Origin of the sequence: Vibrio sp. LQ2, from assembly GCF_023920125.1 — a bacterium.
Taxonomy (GTDB): domain Bacteria; phylum Pseudomonadota; class Gammaproteobacteria; order Enterobacterales; family Vibrionaceae; genus Vibrio; species Vibrio fluvialis.
The window spans coordinates 234,222-252,455 of the sequence record NZ_CP085308.1 but is presented as its reverse complement, the minus strand read 5'-3'; the positions used below and the strand labels follow the sequence as shown (position 1 = coordinate 252,455).

22 protein-coding genes are annotated in these 18,234 nt (G+C 52.5%); 6 read left to right on the top strand and 16 right to left on the bottom strand.

Features of this window, described 5'->3' with window-relative positions:
- Positions 1 to 3 precede the first annotated feature (3 nt).
- The 14 genes from LGV68_RS01315 to flgB form a co-directional block, all read right to left on the bottom strand.
- Positions 4 to 1,059: an AAA family ATPase gene (locus LGV68_RS01315; RefSeq protein WP_252536060.1), complete on the bottom strand. Its 1,056-nt coding sequence runs from the start codon at positions 1,057 to 1,059 to the stop codon at positions 4 to 6.
- 113 nt (positions 1,060 to 1,172) lie between these two features.
- Entirely contained in the window at positions 1,173 to 2,081 is a 909-nt protein-coding gene (locus LGV68_RS01305; RefSeq protein WP_252536059.1) for an AbiJ-NTD4 domain-containing protein, read from the bottom strand.
- Between the two features lie 497 nt (positions 2,082 to 2,578).
- Positions 2,579 to 3,619, bottom strand: a complete 1,041-nt coding sequence (locus LGV68_RS01300) for a flagellin (RefSeq protein WP_252536058.1) — start codon at positions 3,617 to 3,619, stop codon at positions 2,579 to 2,581.
- An 11-nt stretch (positions 3,620 to 3,630) separates the two neighbouring features.
- Complete coding sequence (gene flgL, locus LGV68_RS01295; protein ID WP_004725079.1) at positions 3,631 to 4,530, bottom strand: flagellar hook-associated protein FlgL; 900 nt, start codon at positions 4,528 to 4,530, stop codon at positions 3,631 to 3,633.
- 9 nt (positions 4,531 to 4,539) lie between these two features.
- Complete coding sequence (flgK, locus tag LGV68_RS01290) at positions 4,540 to 5,913, bottom strand: flagellar hook-associated protein FlgK (RefSeq protein WP_004725078.1); 1,374 nt, start codon at positions 5,911 to 5,913, stop codon at positions 4,540 to 4,542.
- Between the two features lie 5 nt (positions 5,914 to 5,918).
- Positions 5,919 to 6,431 (bottom strand): rod-binding protein, encoded by a 513-nt coding sequence (locus tag LGV68_RS01285; protein ID WP_024373233.1) that lies wholly within the window; start codon positions 6,429 to 6,431, stop codon positions 5,919 to 5,921.
- Between the two features lie 9 nt (positions 6,432 to 6,440).
- Positions 6,441 to 7,562, bottom strand: coding sequence for a flagellar basal body P-ring protein FlgI (locus LGV68_RS01280; protein ID WP_020329936.1), 1,122 nt, complete (start codon positions 7,560 to 7,562; stop codon positions 6,441 to 6,443).
- Positions 7,562 to 8,233 carry a flagellar basal body L-ring protein FlgH gene (gene flgH / locus LGV68_RS01275; RefSeq protein ID WP_020329935.1) on the bottom strand — a complete coding sequence of 224 codons (672 nt, stop codon included), beginning with the start codon at positions 8,231 to 8,233 and terminating at the stop codon, positions 7,562 to 7,564. Before flgH ends, LGV68_RS01280 begins: the two co-directional genes overlap by 1 nt.
- Before the next feature lie 29 nt (positions 8,234 to 8,262).
- Positions 8,263 to 9,048 carry a flagellar basal-body rod protein FlgG gene (gene flgG / locus LGV68_RS01270; protein WP_004725074.1) on the bottom strand — a complete coding sequence of 262 codons (786 nt, stop codon included), beginning with the start codon at positions 9,046 to 9,048 and terminating at the stop codon, positions 8,263 to 8,265.
- A gap of 27 nt (positions 9,049 to 9,075) precedes the next feature.
- On the bottom strand, positions 9,076 to 9,807 hold the full coding sequence (locus LGV68_RS01265; protein WP_252536057.1) for a flagellar basal body rod protein FlgF: 732 nt from the start codon (positions 9,805 to 9,807) through the stop codon (positions 9,076 to 9,078).
- Positions 9,808 to 9,818: 11 nt separating this feature from the next.
- Positions 9,819 to 11,015 carry a flagellar hook protein FlgE gene (flgE, locus tag LGV68_RS01260; RefSeq protein ID WP_014204707.1) on the bottom strand — a complete coding sequence of 399 codons (1,197 nt, stop codon included), beginning with the start codon at positions 11,013 to 11,015 and terminating at the stop codon, positions 9,819 to 9,821.
- A gap of 28 nt (positions 11,016 to 11,043) precedes the next feature.
- A complete protein-coding gene (gene flgD, locus LGV68_RS01255; RefSeq protein WP_222724903.1) occupies positions 11,044 to 11,724 on the bottom strand; it encodes a flagellar hook assembly protein FlgD in 681 nt (226 codons plus the stop codon).
- A complete protein-coding gene (flgC, locus tag LGV68_RS01250) occupies positions 11,724 to 12,158 on the bottom strand; it encodes a flagellar basal body rod protein FlgC (RefSeq protein ID WP_004725070.1) in 435 nt (144 codons plus the stop codon). The genes flgD and flgC overlap by 1 nt, the downstream gene beginning before the upstream one ends.
- A 2-nt stretch (positions 12,159 to 12,160) precedes the next feature.
- A complete protein-coding gene (gene flgB, locus LGV68_RS01245; RefSeq protein WP_004725069.1) occupies positions 12,161 to 12,523 on the bottom strand; it encodes a flagellar basal body rod protein FlgB in 363 nt (120 codons plus the stop codon).
- 174 nt (positions 12,524 to 12,697) lie between these two features.
- Between flgB and flgA the strand changes: the two genes are divergently transcribed.
- The 5 genes from flgA to LGV68_RS01220 all read left to right on the top strand — a co-directional run bounded on the left by flgA (position 12,698) and on the right by LGV68_RS01220 (position 16,004).
- The gene (flgA, locus tag LGV68_RS01240; protein WP_252536804.1) at positions 12,698 to 13,399 is read left to right on the top strand and encodes a flagellar basal body P-ring formation chaperone FlgA; all 702 of its coding nucleotides are present in this window, start codon (positions 12,698 to 12,700) and stop codon (positions 13,397 to 13,399) included.
- Between the two features lie 184 nt (positions 13,400 to 13,583).
- The gene (flgM, locus tag LGV68_RS01235) at positions 13,584 to 13,865 is read left to right on the top strand and encodes a flagellar biosynthesis anti-sigma factor FlgM (protein WP_020329928.1); all 282 of its coding nucleotides are present in this window, start codon (positions 13,584 to 13,586) and stop codon (positions 13,863 to 13,865) included.
- 22 nt (positions 13,866 to 13,887) lie between these two features.
- Complete coding sequence (flgN, locus tag LGV68_RS01230; protein ID WP_252536056.1) at positions 13,888 to 14,331, top strand: flagellar export chaperone FlgN; 444 nt, start codon at positions 13,888 to 13,890, stop codon at positions 14,329 to 14,331.
- Positions 14,332 to 14,399: 68 nt separating this feature from the next.
- Entirely contained in the window at positions 14,400 to 15,044 is a 645-nt protein-coding gene (locus tag LGV68_RS01225) for a lytic transglycosylase domain-containing protein (RefSeq protein WP_165880049.1), read from the top strand.
- A 102-nt stretch (positions 15,045 to 15,146) separates the two neighbouring features.
- Entirely contained in the window at positions 15,147 to 16,004 is an 858-nt protein-coding gene (locus tag LGV68_RS01220) for an AraC family transcriptional regulator (protein WP_020329926.1), read from the top strand.
- Between the two features lie 102 nt (positions 16,005 to 16,106).
- Here the strand turns inward: LGV68_RS01220 and LGV68_RS01215 are convergent, their stop codons facing one another.
- Both LGV68_RS01215 and LGV68_RS01210 read right to left on the bottom strand, forming a co-directional pair.
- Positions 16,107 to 16,424 (bottom strand): DUF1244 domain-containing protein, encoded by a 318-nt coding sequence (locus LGV68_RS01215; protein WP_158125216.1) that lies wholly within the window; start codon positions 16,422 to 16,424, stop codon positions 16,107 to 16,109.
- A 143-nt stretch (positions 16,425 to 16,567) separates the two neighbouring features.
- The gene (locus tag LGV68_RS01210) at positions 16,568 to 17,449 is read right to left on the bottom strand and encodes a Tim44 domain-containing protein (protein ID WP_020432021.1); all 882 of its coding nucleotides are present in this window, start codon (positions 17,447 to 17,449) and stop codon (positions 16,568 to 16,570) included.
- Positions 17,450 to 17,641: 192 nt separating this feature from the next.
- On the opposite strand from LGV68_RS01210, the gene LGV68_RS01205 reads away from it, so the two are divergent.
- Complete coding sequence (locus LGV68_RS01205; RefSeq protein ID WP_020329923.1) at positions 17,642 to 18,232, top strand: TetR-like C-terminal domain-containing protein; 591 nt, start codon at positions 17,642 to 17,644, stop codon at positions 18,230 to 18,232.
- The last annotated feature ends 2 nt before the right edge of the window (positions 18,233 to 18,234 follow it).

Genomic DNA, 18,234 nt, shown 5'->3' with positions numbered 1-18,234 from the left:
CAATTAACCTATAATACCGTTTTCAATCATCAAAATAAGATCATTAATTACATTTACTTGTCGATCGTCAAGACATGCATTACGGATTTCATAAAGCTTATCTTTCGCTCCTTGAGAACTTATTATGCGATCTTTATATTGATCTAAAATATTTGATAGATACCTAGTTAAAAATTCATTTTCTGGAGTTACAATGTCAAAATACTGCCAAAGAACTTTTTCAATCCCACCTTCAGTACTAGGTTTTTTATGCAGTTTAAAGTTACTGACCTCATATACATTGGAATTATTATTAATCATTAGAGGAGAGTGTGTGGATATGAATAACTTATATTCATATAGATAAAATAAACTATCTATATTATTTATATATTCTCTTTGCCATTTAGGATGAAGGCTATTTTCAGGTTCATCAACTAATATTACTGAATTTTTCTTTAAGTTGGAGGCAATAAAAGCTAACGTAGATATCTGACTTGCTTCTCCTGAACTTATTTGATTAAAGTTAACAACGTGACTTTCTTTTTTAAGGAAAAAACTCACTGACAACACAATACTATTTTTAATTAGATAATGAATATTTGAAAAGAATTCTTTAATGATAGTCATAACTTTATAATTAGGAAGTGTACTATCTATTGGAATCCAAATTAGCGTTTCATTTTTTGAAATGTCAAATAAGGTTCTGACATAATTATCCTTGCCGATTGAAGCCTCAACACCCCAAGATATCTCAACTCCAATTTGTTCAGTATAACCACAATAATCTAATACTCTTGATAACGAGCGAGAGATATTTTCATCGATTTTTGAAAGACAGTCATACATGAATTCTTTGTGAATGCTTTCACCTTGCTTAGCTGACATATAATTAACATTGCGTGAAGCAATGTCTAACTTATCATTAATACAATTTGAGATAGCAATTATACTTCTACCTTGACTATTGAAGTATTCGAGTAACTGTCGCAGTACTGTACTTTTACCTCCTCCATTTTCACCAATGAATACGGTAGAAGGTTTATCTATTTCTAACGACTCTAAAGATATTCTTCTCATTTAAACTCCGATTATGAATCAACAACTACAGAAGCCGCAGCATACCACTTTAAACACTAAAACCAACGCATAGTGAAAATGCCACGCGTTGCGAATCCCTCTTGAACAGTTTGTTAACTCAATTTTTTCGTTAGCAGTGACATAAAACTTGCAAGCCTATGAAATAAATACTCAATATGGTCACTGTCAGAAAGCTTGACCTGACTCATTTCTGAGTGACGGATGAAAAACGTATTTCCTATGCTTGTTAGTTTTCTAGCTTCTTCTTCAAGTTCAGCCCGAAACTCTGTATCAGACGAGCAACTGTCTAGCAAAATAGTCATTGATTGCTTTTTATTCTCTGGATTAGAGACCGTTTTTATACGTTCAAACGCATCCCAGAGCTCTTTCAAAGCTTCATATCTAACCTGCACATCAGGGTTGCAAATTTTTTTATTTGCATGATCAAGTAGATCATTCAGTGCTTGCTCTGACGTTTTTTGATTCCTCTGAATAACTGAAGTAAGTGAGCTGCTCACAACTCTGACAATTTGACCATCCCCAAGTAACTCATAAGCCAAACCGTTTCGAGTAAAAATGGTATTTATCTTTTTTAAGAATTCATCTTGTGCAGTTTGAATGTCAAATGAAGCAATATGATGATGACCGTAAAACTGATGATATTGACCCATCACTGGCTTACTGACGTTGATATAACAGAACTGAATAAGATCAAGTACATCTAGATAGCTAGGTGTGAATGGTACTTTTTTAGAAACCCAACTATCTGGGTTTTCTTCTTGCTCTGTTACAAAAGGATATTCAATCTCTAGAATTTCCGCTTGAAGTGCTGATGAAAACATTTTTTCATTAGTTCCATAACAACCTTGACCATCAGGGCAAAGTTCAGGAAACCTCTCACCAAAACACCCAGTGTCAATTAGACCTTGAATATAAGCGGTCAGTCCAAGCCACACATTGTGCGGAATTTCATTTTTTGTTTGAGGCAAAGCGCCTCTTTCTGAATCACTAAAGTACTTCATAGTTACCTAAATTGGGTTAACAGCCGCTATTAAACAGACCATATCTGTATAACCCTCAAAAAACACAGAATCAGTCTATTTAACATCGGACAAAACGACGTACATCATCAACCACTAATGCAAACTAATCAAAACCCTACATTCAAAAACGTGCCGAAGGTATCAAACACGTTGCAACACCAAAGAAACTACCGACTCGCCTATCAACAGGGAAAAATTCATGGATGAATTTTTAGGTTTTCGGCGTCGGGAACGCCTAAAACCATCCCGGCCTACGACAACAAACCCAAGGCACTTTCTGGTTACTCTTTGTGCCAGCAAAGAGTGACTGGCGCGTCACACCGCAAGCCTCATATATCCCCTAAAGCTAAAACGCGACAAACCACTCAATAAACCCCAAATCACCAACCATTACCAACAAATCCCCTTTTCCAAAAACAAAAAAAGACCATCAAACGATGGCCTTCTCCCTTAAACATCCACAAAAAATCAGCAACTCACCGCAATAACGCCACCACCGTATGACGACGCACATTCGCCTGCGCGTTCAGCGCCTGATAAGTCGACGAAAACTTATCCGCTGCCGCATGAAACTGCGTCAGTTTCTCCGTGGTTTGCTCGCTCGACAGCAAACGCGTCTGGCTGCGCAGTGTCTGCATTTGGGTATTGAGTTCGCTGTGGTATTGGCGCGCCTGCTCCAGGCTGGTTTGCGCCTGCGCCAAATGCTGGTTGACCTTGGCAATGCCCTGCTTGATGCCATCACGCGAGCTTAAATCAAAACGCAGCTCGGCAATGCCGTCCGGTTCGGATTTGAGGTTGAGTGTGTTGGCTTGCCCGGCCGGGAAACGGTGGCCTTGCCCTGTCACCATCACCTTTTGCTTCATCTGTTTGTACGCCGACTCTTTGGCTTCAAACACAATGTTGCCATCTTGCGTCACGCTGGCGCGCATTCCGAGCGGGATCAGGCTGCGATCCAACATTTTGACCGTTTTACTGCCATCCGACTGACCATCGAACTGAATCATCACCGAATTGCCTTGCGGGAAATCGAGACGAATCTGCTCGGCTTTCTCTTTGAGGCGGTTGACGTTCAGCCCCGGGATCGAAAAGCGACGAATATCAGCGCGGTCGAGTTTCAGATTCAGCTCGTTATCCACCACGCGTTGACCATCAAACCGCGCCTGATCCAGCACCGCTTCAATGGTCATTTTGGAACGGGTTAATGTCTCTTTCAGGTTCGGCACGTTGTCGGCGCCTTGCGTCATCGCCTGCGTCAGACCCCGTTTGATGGTGGTGAGTTCTTTGCCGACAAATTGCAGCGATTTAGAAGCGATTTGCACCGAAGTGGCTTGTTGTTGCCCTTGAGTCAGCAGGATGCCAGAAACAGAATAGGCTGACGTGGTGTCAGCCTGAAGCGCACGGGTTTGTCTGGCCGGTAAACGGGCCGAATCGGAGGAACGCGACGGCGTAATGCTGGCCTGCTCCTGTCCGGTCAATCGAATGCCGTGTGGACGAACTTCCACTGTGCTCATTGCCATACTGAAAATTCCTAAATTCGGTCAAACAGCGACAGGTCGTCGATTTTCACATAGCTCGCCTGCGTCGCTTGCAGCGCGGCCATGTAATTGCTTAAACGTACCGAGGCTTCGCCGTAATCCAGCGCCGACAGATCGCTGGTGACTTTGTCGACAAACAGTTTGTTGTCGCCGTGTGCGCTGTCGAGCAGGTCGAGGTTGTTGTGACGGCCACCGATTTCGGTCATCGCCGCCAACACGTTGTTGAGTGTGCTGTCGACGGCGGCTAACGTATTGTCGACTTCGGTACGAAAATTCGCGGTCGGAGCCTCAAACTCACTGATCAACGCATCCAGCGTGTTGAGCACATTGCTGCCGCCGCCCAAATCAAGAATGTCCTGCGCGGTCATGTTCGATTCCATGGTCACGCCTTTGGCCACCGTTACCACGCGCTTGTCGCTGTTGCCTTGCAGCACGTAGCTGCCGCCGGAGTTATCCAGCGCGGCGGTGCTGGTTGCAGTGCCGGAAAACAGAAAGTGGCCTTCTTCGTCCTGCGCATTGAATGATGACGCAATCGAATCGCGCAGGCTTTTCAGCTCCGTCACGATGCCTTCGCGATCGTCGGTGGTCATGGTGCCGTTGGCGCCCCACAACACCCGTTCACGAATGCTTTTCAGGCTTTCGTTGACGGAATCCAAATACACTTCCTGACTCGACAATGTGGTTTTCACGTTGGCGATGTTGGCCTGATACTGCTCAATCGCGCTGCCTTCACGGTCAAGGTTCAGCAGTTTGATCGACGCCATCGGATCGTCCGAAAGCTTGGTCAGGCGATCGCCCGTCGACATCTGCTGCATCACTTTGCCAAGGCCGGCGTTGTTGAGCTGCAAGCTTTGCAGCATCATCTGGCTAAATTGGGTATCGCTGATTCTCATGGCCTTTCCTTAGAATAATTGCAGTACGGAATCGAACAGCTGATTCGCGGTGCTGATTACTTTCATGTTGGCGTTGTGTGCGTTGGCAAACGTCATCAGGTTGGCCGCTTCTTCATCGCTGTTGACCGCGCTGATGTTGTCACGCGCAGCGACCGCCTGTTCGTTCATGCTGTTTTTGGCCTGATAATCAGAATCGGCCTGACGCGCTTTGATAGCCACTTCACCGACCATGCCGGTAAACGCATCGTTGAGCGACAGCGACCCAAAACCGCTGATCGAGAATGCCTGATTACTGATCGCGATCAGCGCCGTCAGGTTGTCGCTGTTACCCGGATTGCCGTCGCCCGACAGTGCCAGTTCGTTCGGCGTGATATCGGTGATGGTCAGGCTCGATGACGGGTTGGCCGGATCGTAGCTAAACAGTGCCTTACCCGGCAGGCCATTGAGGTCCAAACCCAGCGCCAGTTCGGTATTGAACGAATCGGCCATGGATTGCGCCATGTCGTTGAGCGCCGTCATGTACGGTTTGAGCACGTCGGTTTGATATTCGTTAATCGCGCCCAGCTCACCACCGAGATCGCCAGGAATAGCAAAGCTCTGCTTGCCAAATTCGACTTGCATGGTCGCGAGATAGGCATCGCTCGGATCGGGAATCGCTTTCAGCGTGCCGTGTTCACTGCCCATCACCAGCGGCTGGCCGGATGTCAGGGTCACTTGCATGCTGCCGTCGGCTTGATCGGTGGTTTTCACTTCGACGATTTTCGCCAGTTCGCCCACCAGCGCGTCACGAGTGTCCATCAATTGCGCCGGGTTACCGCCGGTGCCTTTCAGCTCGACGATCTGTTTGTTCACTTCGGCGATGTTGGCCATCACGCTGTTCGCCTGCGCGACGGCGGCCGTGCGCTGATCGTTCATGTCTTTGTGTTGGTTATACATCGACTCGGTCAGCGTATTGAAACGGCGCGACAGCGCTTCCGCTTCATTGATGATTTGTTGGCGCAGCGGCACCGATTCCGGTTTGGACGTTGCATCGTGCAGCGCTGCAAACAGGTTATCCAGCCCGGCAGAGAGGCTAAAGCCATCGGCGCCGAGCGTGTTTTCCAGATAACTCATGCTGCTGGTGTAACGCGACGCGTAAGACGCAACGCTGCCGGTCGACCAGGTTTGCTTCACCAGAAACTGATCGGTGACTCGGCGAATACTGGTCACTTCTACCCCCATGCCTGCACTCAGATTGTCGTATTTCGCACCACCGACTGAGGCCATCAGCGCCTGTTGGCGGCTGTATCCCGGCGTATTGATGTTGGCGACGTTCTGCGCCGTCACATCGAGTGCGACACGGTTAGCGTTGAGTCCGCTTAAGGCAATGTTGACGAGGTTCATGTCCGTTATCGCTCCAAAGGTCTAATCAGTGGCTGACTAAAAGCATTCGTCACCGCCACTTTGGTGGTTTCCTGAGAAAGAGAGGCGACCGCATTGGCGGTATTGTTAACTGGATTGGGGGCGGCGCTGCGATTGTGTGATGCCCGTTCCGCCGCCGCGGCCAGTTCAACCACATTGGAGCCCGCACCATCGACCACCGGACTGAGCTGTTTGACCAGCATATCGGCAATGCCGGAGCGCTGCTTTTTTGCCATCTCAATCGCTAACTGGCCGTCGTACATGTCGCGGAATACGCCCTGCTGCTTGCTGTTAAACGGGCTGTCTTCATCGGCCATCACATCGCTGGAACTGCGCATCTGGCGCAGCACCAGTTGGAGAAACATTGCCTCGAACTGACCGGCCACGGTTTCCAGCGCGGCGTGTTTGTCGGCGGCGTTCTTGATGTTCGCCAGCGCGTTGTTGTCGTGATACAGCACTGAATTTACTGAACTGCTGTCGCTTCCCGTATCAATCTTCATCTCAGCTCCTTAGATGACCACTAACTCTGCGTTGAGCGCCCCTGCTTCATGCAAGGCTTGTAAAATCGACATCAAATCGGTCGGTGTTGCCCCGAGGCTGTTGACCGCATTCACGATGGTGTTGAGTTCCGTGCCTTCCGGCCAGATCACCATCTGCGCGTTGTCTTCATTGATGTCGATTTGGGATTGATCGACCACTTGGGTATCACCGCTGGCGAACGCGTTCGGCTGGCTGACCTGTTGCGATTCGGTGATACTCACCGTCAGGTTGCCGTGGCTGACCGCCGCCTGGCCGACTTTGACGTTCTTGCCAATCACCACCGTACCGGTGCGCGAGTTGAACACGATGCGGGCTGGCTTGCGGCCTTCCATCACGCTCATCTCTTCCAGCATCGACATCATGGTTACGCGTTGCTGAGTATCTTTCGGCGCGCGCATTTCGACGCGGCCTTTGTTGATGGCAACCGCCACTTCCGGGCCAAAGGTGTCGTTGATTTCACGCGCGATGTTTTTCGCGGTGGTAAAGCTTGGCTCGCGCAGGTTGAGCGTCACGGTGTCGCGATCGTTAAAGTCGGTCGGGATTTCACGCTCCAGCGTCGCACCATTCGGAATGCGGCCGGATGTCGGTGTATTGACCGCAATTTTTGAGCCGCTGCGACCTTCGGCCGACACGCCGCCGACCACCACATTACCCTGCGCCACGGCGTACACTTCCCCGTCGATGCCGCGCAGTGGCGTCAGCAGCAGTGTGCCGCCGCGCAGGCTTTTGGCGTCACCGATTGAGGAGACCACGATGTTGAGCGTCTGACCCGGACCGGCCATCGGATCGACGGTCGCGGTCACGCTGACCGAGGCCACGTTACGCAGTTTCGGGTCGGTGGATTCATCAATCTGCACCCCGAACTGGCGCAGCATGTTGGTGATGGATTGCGCGGTGAATTTGACCTGATTGCGATCGCCCTGACCGTCAAGGCCCACCACCAAACCGTAACCCACCAGTTGGTTTTCACGAATCCCCTGCACATCGACCAAATCCATGATCGGAATTTCCACTTCCGCCTTGGCGGTGGTTGCAAGCCCCAGCGTCAGCGCCAGCAAAACCGTGGTGAAGAAGGTGTTGCGTTGTTTCATCAAAATGGCATCCATGGACTGTTGAAGAATTGAGTGAGCCAGCCGGACGCATTGCTGTCTGCCAGTGCGCCGCGGCCTGAATAGGTAATGCGCGCATCGCCGATGCGCTGCGAAGAGACCTGATTGTTGCGGCTGATGTCGTCCACCCGCACAATGCCGGTCAGGCGGATGAACTCATCGCCCTGATTGAGGCGAATCCATTTTTCGCCGCGAATACGAATCACGCCGTTGGGCAGCACTTCGCTGACCGTCACAGTGATCGCCCCCTCCAGCTTGTTGCCTTGTGAGCTGGACGCGCTGCCGTCAAAGCTGCGGTCGCCGTCAATCGAGGCCGCCAGTTTGTCGAAGGTTTTCCCACCGACCACCGGCGCGCTCAGGCCGACACTGGACGTTTTGCCGTACTGGGTATCGGCGCTTTTCTTCGACTGGGTTTCTTCCGCTAACAACACCGTCAGAACATCGCCCACGCGGTAAGCGCGGCGATCCTGAAATAGGGTCATCGCGTATTGATGGCGATAAAGGCTGCCCGACTGGGCAGCAGGCAGAGAGTAGTCCAGCGTTGGCGGGCCGTATTTTTCTTCGTCCGGAGACGGCGGCGTGAATTCGTCCCGTCCGGCACATCCGGCCAGAATCAGCACGCTCAGAAGCCCGACTTTGCTCAACTTTGCCATCACTCTTTCCTTCATCGCTTGATTCATCCTTACACCGACTGCGCTACAAACTTGAGCATGTCATCGGCGGCCGAGACCACTTTGGCGTTCATTTCGTAGGCGCGCTGCGTGGTGATCATGTCGACCATCTCTTCCACCACCTGCACGTTGGAGCCTTCCAGCACACCTTGTTTGATGCTGCCGACGCCATCTTCACCGGCAATCAGCTCATCGGCTGCGCCACTGGCTTCGGTTTCACGGAACAAGTTACCGCCCAGCGCTTCCAGACCGGCCGGGTTGATGAACTTCGCCAGCGTGATCTGACCGAGTTCCTGCGGTGTGGAGTCAGCGGCCGTGGTAATCGTCACTGTGCCATCAACGCCGACTGACAGCGAAATCGCATCGTCCGGTACCTGAATCTGCGGTTGCAGCGGCAGGCCCTGGCTGTTCACCATCAAGCCTTCCGAGTTGACGTGGAACTGGCCGTTGCGGCTGTACATGATTTGGCCGTCTGAGTTTTCAATCTGGAAAAAGCCTTGCCCCATCACCGCCAGATCCAAGTCCTGACCGGTATTTTGCGTGTTGCCCTGAGTGAAAACTTTCTGGGTGCCGACCACGCGTACACCGCTCCCCAACTGAACACCGGTTGGCAGCTCGTTGACCTGATCGACCTGCGCGCCCGGCTGACGCTGAATGCTGTAGAACAGGTCTTCAAACACCACGCGGTCACGCTTAAAGCCGACCGTATTGACGTTCGCCAGGTTGTTGGAAATGGCGGTCATTTTGGTGTCTTGTGCCGCCATCCCGGTTTTGCTTACCCATAATGCTGAATGCATCGGAGTCTCTCCTTATTGGTCGAGCGCTTAACGCGCGCTCATTAATTTGTTTCCGGCTTGCGCCAACGTTTCTGCGGTTTTCATCATGCGGATCTGCATTTCGAAGTTACGTGTCAATGACATCACATTCAGCAGTTCATCAATCGCGGAAACGTTACTGCCTTCGATGTGTTCCGGTGCCAGTTGCACGCTGTTGTCCGCCGCGAGTGGCACGCCATCGACCGTATGCAGCAGGCTGTCGCTCTCTTTTTGCAGCTGGTTGTCGTTGGCTTTCACCAGCTTGAGCGTACCGACTTCAATTTCCGCACCGCCGCCCGGCGGAATCACCGAAATGCGGCCGCGTTCACTCACTTCCACTTTCTGAAAATCCGGCAGAACTAACGCGCCGTTCTCGCCAATGACCGCAAAGCCGTTGATGCTCAGCGCGCCGTTCACATCCACCGCGATGTTGCCCGCGCGGGTGTAGGCTTCGCCGCCTTCCGGGGTTTGCACCGTCAGGTAACCGTCGCCCATCACGGCCACATCGAGCGGACGTCCGGTTTTCACCACATCACCGCTGTCGAAACGGGTTGCGGCCGAGTTGGTGACCACCATGGTGCGGCCATCGAACCCCGAACCTTGCAGTGGCACGCTGCGCACGCGTTCCATATCCGCACGAAAACCCGCAGTATCGGCGTTCGATAAGTTGTTCGAACGCACATGCTGCGCTTTGAGAACCCGGCTCGCGCCGGAGGTGGCGGTAAACAGCAAACTATCCATCGTCGGCTCCGTTAGATCGCGTTAAACAGCGCTTGAGTCAGCTTGTCTTCGGTCGAGATGGTTTTGGCGTTGGCCTGATAGTTACGCTGCGCGGTCATCAGGCTCACCAGTTCGCTGGTCAGGTCAACGTTCGATCCTTCCAGTGCCCCCGGCGTCAAATCGCCCAGTGTGCCGGTACCCGGTACGCCGACCGTCGGCGAACCAGAGCTGAAGCTTTGCGTCCACGCGGTGCCGCTCACTTTGGCCAGACCTTGTGGGTTGGCGAAGTTCGCCAGCACCACCTGACCTTGCAACTGTGATTCACCGTTGGTGTAGGTGGCGTAAACCATGCCGTTGCCTTCCACACGCACGCCTGCCAGCTCACCAGAGGTGTAACCGTTCGGGTTGTTGGTGCTGACGCCAAAATCGGCACCAAACTGGGTGCTGCCGGTCAGGCTGACATCAATGCTCATCGCATTGGCGCCTGCGGCCGGAAACGCGACGTTAAAACTGCCGGTAGGTGAGCTCAGTGTGCCGTCGGTATTGAACGTCACTGGCACTGTTGCGCTTGCCGTCGCCGCGCCGTCCACCTGCACGTTCACTTCCCAGGTGTTGTCCGCGGTTTTGGTGAAGTACTGCGTCACCGTGTGGCTGTTGCCCAGCGAGTCGTACGCTTTGGAGGTGTAAGAGGAGTTGAATGAATTCGGATCGGCCGGATCAAACGGGTACACCGTCTGGTCAATCGCGTCCGCGCTGGCGTTAAAGTTGGCAACAAACTCCAGCGAGTCGGTCGCTTTGGCGGACAGCGATGAAGTGCTGATCTTGATGTCGCCCACCGAACCGCTCAACAGATTGTTGTTGCCATCCACGCTGTAACCTTGCAGCTTGGCGCCGGTGTTGCCGACCACGTAGTTGTCTTTATCCGTGCCAAACACGCCCGAACGGGTATACAGCGTTTGGCCCATGCTGTCTTTGGTGACGAAAAAGCCGCTGCCGTTGATCGCCAAATCCATGGCACGGCCTGTACCGGTTACGGAGCCATTCTTATCAAAGTTCTGCGAAATCGACGCCACTTCCACGCCGCCCGGCTGCATGCCGTTGTACACCGCAGAGAATTCGGTACGCGCGCCTTTAAAACCGTAAGTCGATGCGTTGGCAATGTTATGGCTGATGGTGTTCAGTTCGGTGTTGGTTGCATCCAAGCCGCTGAGAGCAATATTAAAACTCATAAATTAACCTCTGTTTCCTTGTTTGGGTTTAGGCGCCAAATTGGGTGATTTGATAGAAAGGCACGCTGCCGACACCGGCAATGTTCACCATGGCCGAACCGCCAGTGCTTGGAATGCGCACTTGTTCAACCGTGCCGGCCAGCAATACATTCGGTGACGACTGACCGTCCTGCACTTCGACGCTGACGCTATAGTTGCCGGGTTTCAGGCCCAGCGCTTCTGGATCGATGGTGAAATCGACATCGCCCGCCGGATGGGCGCCCAGTGGCAGCTTGGTGGTTTGACCGAACTCATCCGCAATGACCAGATTGACCTGGCTGGACGCATAATCGAGTTCCACTTTGCCGCTTTGCGGCGCGTCGGTGAGTTCAAATTCGTTCCCGGAGACGTAGACCGTTTGACCGACCAGACCCGCGGTCGACAGCACTTGCATGTTGTCAAGCAGCACCATGCTGTTTTGCATCAGGCTCGACATGTTCTCCATGCTCTGCACCTGAGAAAACTGCGCGAGCTGACCCACGTATTCGGTGCCATCCAGCGGGTTCAGCGGATCCTGATTTTGAATCTGCGCCACCATCAACGAGATGAATTCGTTTTGCAGCGAGGTCGAATCGTTGGCATCTAAACCATTGCTGCTGATGCCCGTATTGGTGGTGGTTGCGCTGCCGGACGTATCACCCGACAAGGCGGTGTATTGTGCAATGCTCATCAGCTACCCTGCCCAAGTTTGAGCAGCCCTTGCTGCATGCTTTTCACGTTGCTCAGCACTTCAACGTTGGTTTCAAAACTGCGCGTCGCGGACATCATGTCGGCCATTTCCGCCACCACGTCGATATCCGGGTAGTACACGTAGCCATCGCCATCGGCCAGCGGGTTGTGCGGCTCAAAACGCTTTTCCGCCTGACCCGCGCTCTGCACCACGTCGACGATGCGCACTTCTGCACTTGGATACACGTTATCGCCGGTTGCCAGTTGGCTTTTGTTGTACACCGTGGCGAAGACCGGTTTCAGCGCGCGGTAGGCGTCGTCCGGATTGGCCGACACGGCATCGGCGTTCGCCAGGTTACTCGCGACCGTGTTCAGACGAACGGTCTGCGCGGTCATCGCCGAACCGGCAATCGAATAAATATCAGTAAAAGGCATGATTAACGTCCCTCAATCGCTTTCGCTAAGCCGTTGAATTTCATATTGAGAAATGTCAGGCTGGTTTGAAAATCCATGTTGTTCTGCGTGAACTTGGCTTGCTCGACACCCAGCTCAACGGTGTTGCCGTTTTTGCTGTTCTGGTAAGGAATCGAATATTGAGATTCCACCTGCCATTCCGGAATGCCCGGATTGACGCCACGGTTACCAGCCGTACTCATGACGGTTTTAAATGTCAGGTCTTTGGCCAGGTATCCCGGGGTGTCAACATTTGCTAGGTTGCTCGCGAGGACTTTGGTACGCTGAACGCGAAAATTCAGTGCCTCCGGGTGAACGCCTAACGCGGTTTCAAATGAAATGGCCATGTCTGTTCCTTACAAGTCGGCTCAAGGTGCGTTTAGACGAAACAAGATGCATGCCATAAAATTATTCAATTAAAAACAATGACTTATAAATCAGAAAGGAAACACAACTTCCGCCTATCGGAAGCGCGATTACGCCAAGGGGAAACGATTTTTTCCTCTGCGCGGAGGAACGTGGTGCTGATGCTGGCGCTGCTGTTGGCACTGCCAGTCGCAGCGCAGGAAAATCGCTCAGAAATGCAGATTCGACACGCAGTGCAAGCTTCGCTCGACGAGGAAATCGCTCAGCTTGCCACGCAGCGCGAATGGCCGCCGTACCAAGCGCAGTGGCAACTCTGGATTCCGGGCGCTGCCAGTCACCTGCCGGAATGTCAGGCGCCGCTGCTCGTCACCGGACGCGATAACCAACTGCTGCCCGTCGGCCATCTCAAACGCATGGTACGTTGCGAGGAAGGCGATACCGCATGGCGCATTAACGTCACCATCAAAGCGTCGCTCACCCTGCCAGTGGTCGTCACACAAACGGCGCTGGCACGCGGCGGGCGCATAGAGCCCTCCATGCTGACACTGGAAGACCGCACCCTCACCCGTCAGGATGATTTTTTCACCCGCATCGATGAAGCGAGCGGATTGGAAGTCAACCGCCGCCTGCGCGCCGGACAAATTCTCGATCCGACGTTGGTCAGCAAGCCACCGTTGGTCATCAAGGGCAATCAGGTGGTGATCATCGCCGCGAAAGACGGGGTGAATGCCAGCACCAAAGGCGTCGCTTTGGAAGATGGCGGGCGCGGGGATCAAATCGAAGTGCAAAACAGCGCCTCGCAAAGCGTGGTGCACGCCGTGGTGACCGGGCTGAATCAGGTGCACACTCAGTTCTGATTCAGGCTGCAAATTTTGACTGAAGGTAACACTTTTTCATTGTGGCGCTCGAAATCCGCCCCGGATTTCGAGTACAAACTTTCAGTCATTCATTTTTTTGCACAAATTCGCTTTGTGCATTTAACTCTGCCCTGCTCTTGGTCGCCTGTTACCAGTGACGACGAAGATTGAGGACATCAAGCTTATGAAAATTGATAAGGTCTCGGGCGGCCACGTCCCACACACCACATTCCAGCAAGCAAGCAAAAAAACCGTTGCGCCAAGCCAAGCCACGTCTGTGAGCGAGCCCGCGCTGAATGCCAATACCGTGGCACTGGAAAAAGCACAGGCCGAACTGGCGGCACTGCCGGATGTCGATATGGCAAAAGTGGAACAAGTGCGCTCTGCACTGGCGCGCGGCGAGTTAAGCCTCGACAGTAAAGCGCTGTCTCAGGCGCTGATGCAATTCCACACCGGACACGAATAAACCGGCACGCAAGGAGCAGATCATGGCCTCGAACCGCGGACAACTGATGCAAAGTTTTATGTTCACCATTAGTGAAGACCTGAAGCTTTATCGCCAGTTGCATACGCTGCTGACCGAGCAAAAAGCGCTGTATCTGCAATTTAACGGCGATGCGCTGGGCAAAAACATTCGCCAGCAAGTGCCGGTACTGAACCAACTGCACCGCAATGCGTCGCACCGAACGCAATGCTTACAACGCTTAGCGCTGCCCAACAGCGACAAAGGCGTGTTACGCCTGTTCAGTGCACTGCCCGCCAGCTTACGAACACGAATTGAAAAACAATGGCAGGTGCTGAATGTATTGATTCAGCAATGTCAGCGCCTCAATCAGGATAACGGTCTGAGCTCCGCCACGTTCCATGAACTGCTGGGCGAGCTGACCCAACCGTCACCGACCTACGAAGAACGCATCGCCGACGCGATATGAAATTACGCTCCCTGTTACGCCATCAATCCCACTCCAAGTTGTACCGGCTGACAGGGAGCTTCCTTATACTGCTGTTTAGCGCCCACACTACCGCGCTCTCGTTGGATGACGCGATTGCCTCGCAGCGCGCCCTGCTGTCGCCCTATCAGCATCAGATTGAGTCGCGTCTGGAGACCTATCAGCCGCTGCTGGCGCATATTTTCAATCAGTTAGACCATAAAAAGCTGCCACAGCAACTGGCGCTGCTGCCGATGCTGGAATCGTCGTTTGACCCGAATGCGATTTCTCACGCCGGCGCGCGCGGATTGTGGCAATTGATGCCGGCCACCGCCCAGCGTTACGGTTTGCAAACCGCCCCGAACGATCAGCGTTTGGATGTGTTCGCCAGCACTGACGCCGCGCTGAACTATCTGGCGTTTTTGCATCGCAAATTCGGCGGCGACCTAGCGTTAACCCTGGCGGCTTACAATGCTGGCGAAGGACGGGTCGCGCGCGCCATTCAACGCGCAGGTAGTCGTGAGTTTCATCGTCTGTCACTGCCCCAAGAAACCCGCCAGTATGTGCATCGCTTTTACGCGCTCACCCAGTTGATTGATGTCACGGCGCTCAACCAGTCCTCGTTCCAACCATTGATGCTGTTTAGCCGCCAACCGGCCATCACCCGTCAGGCACTGATCAATTTGCAACCGCTGCCGCCACTGGTTAAGTTGTAAGGCTTCAAGCAAGCTTGGCGCAAAGTGCGCAATTTCGGTCAGGATCTTCACAGCCCTGAATGCGACCATGGCTTTGTTTTCTCAAACAGGATTAGAAATGTGATGACCCATTCGCTGCATTCGCGCATACAAGGCGTGTGTGACTACATCGATCGCCATCTGGATGACGAGTTGTCGCTTGAACAACTGAGCGCGCTGGCGCACTGTTCCAAGTACCACTTTCACCGCATGTTCAAAGCGCAGATCGGCGTCGGCACCGCCAAGTATCTCACCTTGGCGCGACTCAAGCGGGCGTCTTACCGACTGGCGTTTGAACCCGGCATCAGCGTACTGAATATCGCGCTGGAAGCTCAGTTCGACAGCCCTGAAGCGTTCGCCCGAGCCTTTGCACGCACGTTTGGTCAGTCTCCGTCCGGTTTTAGAAATCAGCCTGAGTGGCAGCAATGGCACTCGCAATTTCAATTTGAAATCCCCGCAAAAGGAGTCAACCTTGTGGACGTGAACATTATTCATTTTGCCGAAACCCGCATCGCCTACATCGAACATTGTGGTGCCCCCGAGCAGGTGCTCGATACCGCCGCGCAGTTTATTGCCTGGCGACGCGCCAGTGGTGAATCGCCGGTGACCACCAGCGCCACATACGGCATTCCCTACAGTGATCCCAATGAAACCGAGCCAGCGCTGTTTCGCTTTGATATCGCAGGCAGCGTCAGCCAACCCATCAAAGACAATGACTACGGCGTGAAAAATGGCGCTATTCCGGCTGGACGCTGCGCAGTGCTGCGCCATCACGGCAGCCATGATGCGATCAGTCAGAGTGTGTACGCGCTGTATCGCGACTGGTTACCGCAAAGCGGTGAAGAGCTACGTGATTACCCATGCTTCTTCCACTATCTGAATCTGATCCACGAAGTGGATGAGTGTGACTTGCAAACCGACATCTATCTGCCGTTGAAATAACTTACATTGAAGCGGCTGACGTTGAAGTGACTGATATTGAAACGAATGGTCAGTTGCTGCTGGATAGAAAAGAAAAAGCCGCCAGAAATGGCGGCTTTCGAATTACTTCTTCTGACGCGCTTCAAACGCAGCCAGTTGCTCGGGTGTCGCTTTCGGCTGATGGTTGGTTTTCCACTCATCGTACGTCATGCCGTACACACGCTCGCGTGCATCGTCGATGTTCAGCTCCAGCCCCATATCTTTTGCTTCTGACTCATACCATTTGCAGAAACAGTTACGGCAGAAGCCCGCCAGTATCATCAGGTCGATGTTCTGCACATCTTTGTTGTCATCCAGATGCGCCAGCAGACGACGAAATACCGCCGCATCGATTTTGTCCTGTTCTTCCTGAGTCAGATTTTTGTATTTGAATTCGGCCACGTGACTTTCCTTTCGTTTTTGCCCGGAAGCCCTGAATCAGCGCTGCCGGAGGATTAATATGTCGTTGAGTGCCTCTGTTATATCACGCAGATAGCAAAACGCCCAAGACAGGCTTGGGCGTTTTTGTTCAAGTGAGTGGCCATTTAGCCTTGGATACCGACGATCAACCACGGTGCATTTGGTGTGGTCAGGTCGCGTTCCAGATGCCAGATATCTTCGATGTTCTCTTCGATACCTTCGCCTGCATCACGGTAACGACCGCTGAATTGCAGGCTCAGCTGAGCTTTGCTTGCGTCGTAGTCGGCACGCACAATCTCTGCATCGACGTACATCACGTCTGTTTGCGGATCGGTGTCGATCTTCGCGCGCTCGGCTTGCAGATCTTCAAACAAACTTGGTGACACATACTCTTCAATGGTCTCCAGTTGGTTGTGGTTCCACGCACCTTGCAGAATACGGTAGTGCTCACGCGCACCGTTGACAAACGCCACGCGGTCGAAACCGGCTGGGTAGTTGTGCGGAATGTCGCTCTGCATCTGACTGCCGAAACCGCCGCTGTTTTGTGGCTGTTCGAAGTTATGCACGTTCGGCTGCTCAAACGCGTTGCGGTTCATGCCGCCAAACGCCGGCTGCTGCTGTTGATGCTGATTCATGCTGCCCTGCTTGGCGCCAAGCAGGCCGCGCATCAGTTTGAAGATCACAAACGCAATCAAACCGATGATCAGAATATCCATGAACTGGATGCCTTCAAAGGCGCCGCCGAAGAAGGCTGCCAACAGGCCACCCGCCAGCAGACCGCCAAGCAGGCCGCCCATCAATCCTTTTTTGGTCGAGCTTTGCGCTGTTTTCGAAGTGTCTTGTTGTTTCAGTGTATTGGTGTTTTGGTTTTGCTGTGTTGGTGCTGGCGCTGTTTTGTAGCTTTTACCAAACGACTTACCACCACCAAATTTTTTGGCAGCGTCCGCCATCGGGGTAAACGCAACAGAAACCATGACCAGAGCAACAAGAGAAAACAGACGTTTCATACTTATCCTTAGCTACTTTACTTATTTGGGCCACACGGCCTACTTTAATACGGGGTCATCATAGCGGCTTCAATTTGACAATCAAACACTTTGCATTTGTCGACATGTATCAGAATATTGCAGGGTTCTGAGTTGACGCTCAATAGCCGGATAACTAGAATATCGAACATCGTTCATTAAGCACACATCATCATGGCAAGACGAAATGACCATACCCGCGAAGAATTGGTCTCTTTAACGCTGAAAACCGTGAAGGAATTCCTGGGTAGCCATTCCTACCACGAACTGAGTCTGCGTAAGATCGCAACTATGATTGGTTATGTTCCTAGCACTCTGGTCAACGTATTCGGCAATTACAATTTGTTACTACTTCATGTGGTCGCACAGACGCTCGACGAGCTTTCCAGCGAAGCCAAAGCGGTCGTCAGCCAGTGTAAAGATCCGGAGCAAGCGTTGTATCAGCTCGCTTACTGCTATCACGATTTCGCTCAGAAGAACCCATACCGTTGGCAACTGATTTTCGAACACAACATGAACGGTGAAGTGCTGCCGGAATGGCAGGCCGAGCGTATCGACACGATGACCAGCATGCTGGAAGGATTGTTGAAAGTGATTGCGCCGCAACGTTCCGACAGTGAAATCCTGCGCACCAGCCGCGTGTTGTGGTCAGGCGTACACGGCATCACTCTGCTGAGTGTGGACGACAAGTTCTTTGCCGCCGAACCGATTGATGGCAAAGCGCTGATTGAGGACCTACTCTCTAACTATCTGGCCAACTGGTAATT

Bases quoted from the DNA above. Each gene is read 5' to 3' on its own strand.
- flgN (WP_252536056.1), top strand. From the start codon at position 13,888: ATGGCCTCGAACCGCGGACAACTGATGCAAAGTTTTATGTTCACCATT.
- flgK (WP_004725078.1), bottom strand. From the start codon at position 5,913: ATGAACCTCGTCAACATTGCCTTAAGCGGACTCAACGCTAACCGTGTC.
- flgD (WP_222724903.1), bottom strand. From the start codon at position 11,724: ATGAGCATTGCACAATACACCGCCTTGTCGGGTGATACGTCCGGCAGC.
- flgB (WP_004725069.1), bottom strand. From the start codon at position 12,523: ATGGCCATTTCATTTGAAACCGCGTTAGGCGTTCACCCGGAGGCACTG.
- flgC (WP_004725070.1), bottom strand. From the start codon at position 12,158: ATGCCTTTTACTGATATTTATTCGATTGCCGGTTCGGCGATGACCGCG.
- LGV68_RS01280 (WP_020329936.1), bottom strand. From the start codon at position 7,562: ATGAAACAACGCAACACCTTCTTCACCACGGTTTTGCTGGCGCTGACG.
- LGV68_RS01265 (WP_252536057.1), bottom strand. From the start codon at position 9,807: ATGGATAGTTTGCTGTTTACCGCCACCTCCGGCGCGAGCCGGGTTCTC.
- LGV68_RS01315 (WP_252536060.1), bottom strand. From the start codon at position 1,059: ATGAGAAGAATATCTTTAGAGTCGTTAGAAATAGATAAACCTTCTACC.
- flgG (WP_004725074.1), bottom strand. From the start codon at position 9,048: ATGCATTCAGCATTATGGGTAAGCAAAACCGGGATGGCGGCACAAGAC.
- flgH (WP_020329935.1), bottom strand. From the start codon at position 8,233: ATGGCAAAGTTGAGCAAAGTCGGGCTTCTGAGCGTGCTGATTCTGGCC.
- LGV68_RS01205 (WP_020329923.1), top strand. From the start codon at position 17,642: ATGGCAAGACGAAATGACCATACCCGCGAAGAATTGGTCTCTTTAACG.
- LGV68_RS01285 (WP_024373233.1), bottom strand. From the start codon at position 6,431: ATGAAGATTGATACGGGAAGCGACAGCAGTTCAGTAAATTCAGTGCTG.
- flgM (WP_020329928.1), top strand. From the start codon at position 13,584: ATGAAAATTGATAAGGTCTCGGGCGGCCACGTCCCACACACCACATTC.
- LGV68_RS01220 (WP_020329926.1), top strand. From the start codon at position 15,147: ATGACCCATTCGCTGCATTCGCGCATACAAGGCGTGTGTGACTACATC.
- flgE (WP_014204707.1), bottom strand. From the start codon at position 11,015: ATGAGTTTTAATATTGCTCTCAGCGGCTTGGATGCAACCAACACCGAA.
- LGV68_RS01300 (WP_252536058.1), bottom strand. From the start codon at position 3,619: ATGGCAATGAGCACAGTGGAAGTTCGTCCACACGGCATTCGATTGACC.
- flgL (WP_004725079.1), bottom strand. From the start codon at position 4,530: ATGAGAATCAGCGATACCCAATTTAGCCAGATGATGCTGCAAAGCTTG.
- LGV68_RS01210 (WP_020432021.1), bottom strand. From the start codon at position 17,449: ATGAAACGTCTGTTTTCTCTTGTTGCTCTGGTCATGGTTTCTGTTGCG.
- LGV68_RS01305 (WP_252536059.1), bottom strand. From the start codon at position 2,081: ATGAAGTACTTTAGTGATTCAGAAAGAGGCGCTTTGCCTCAAACAAAA.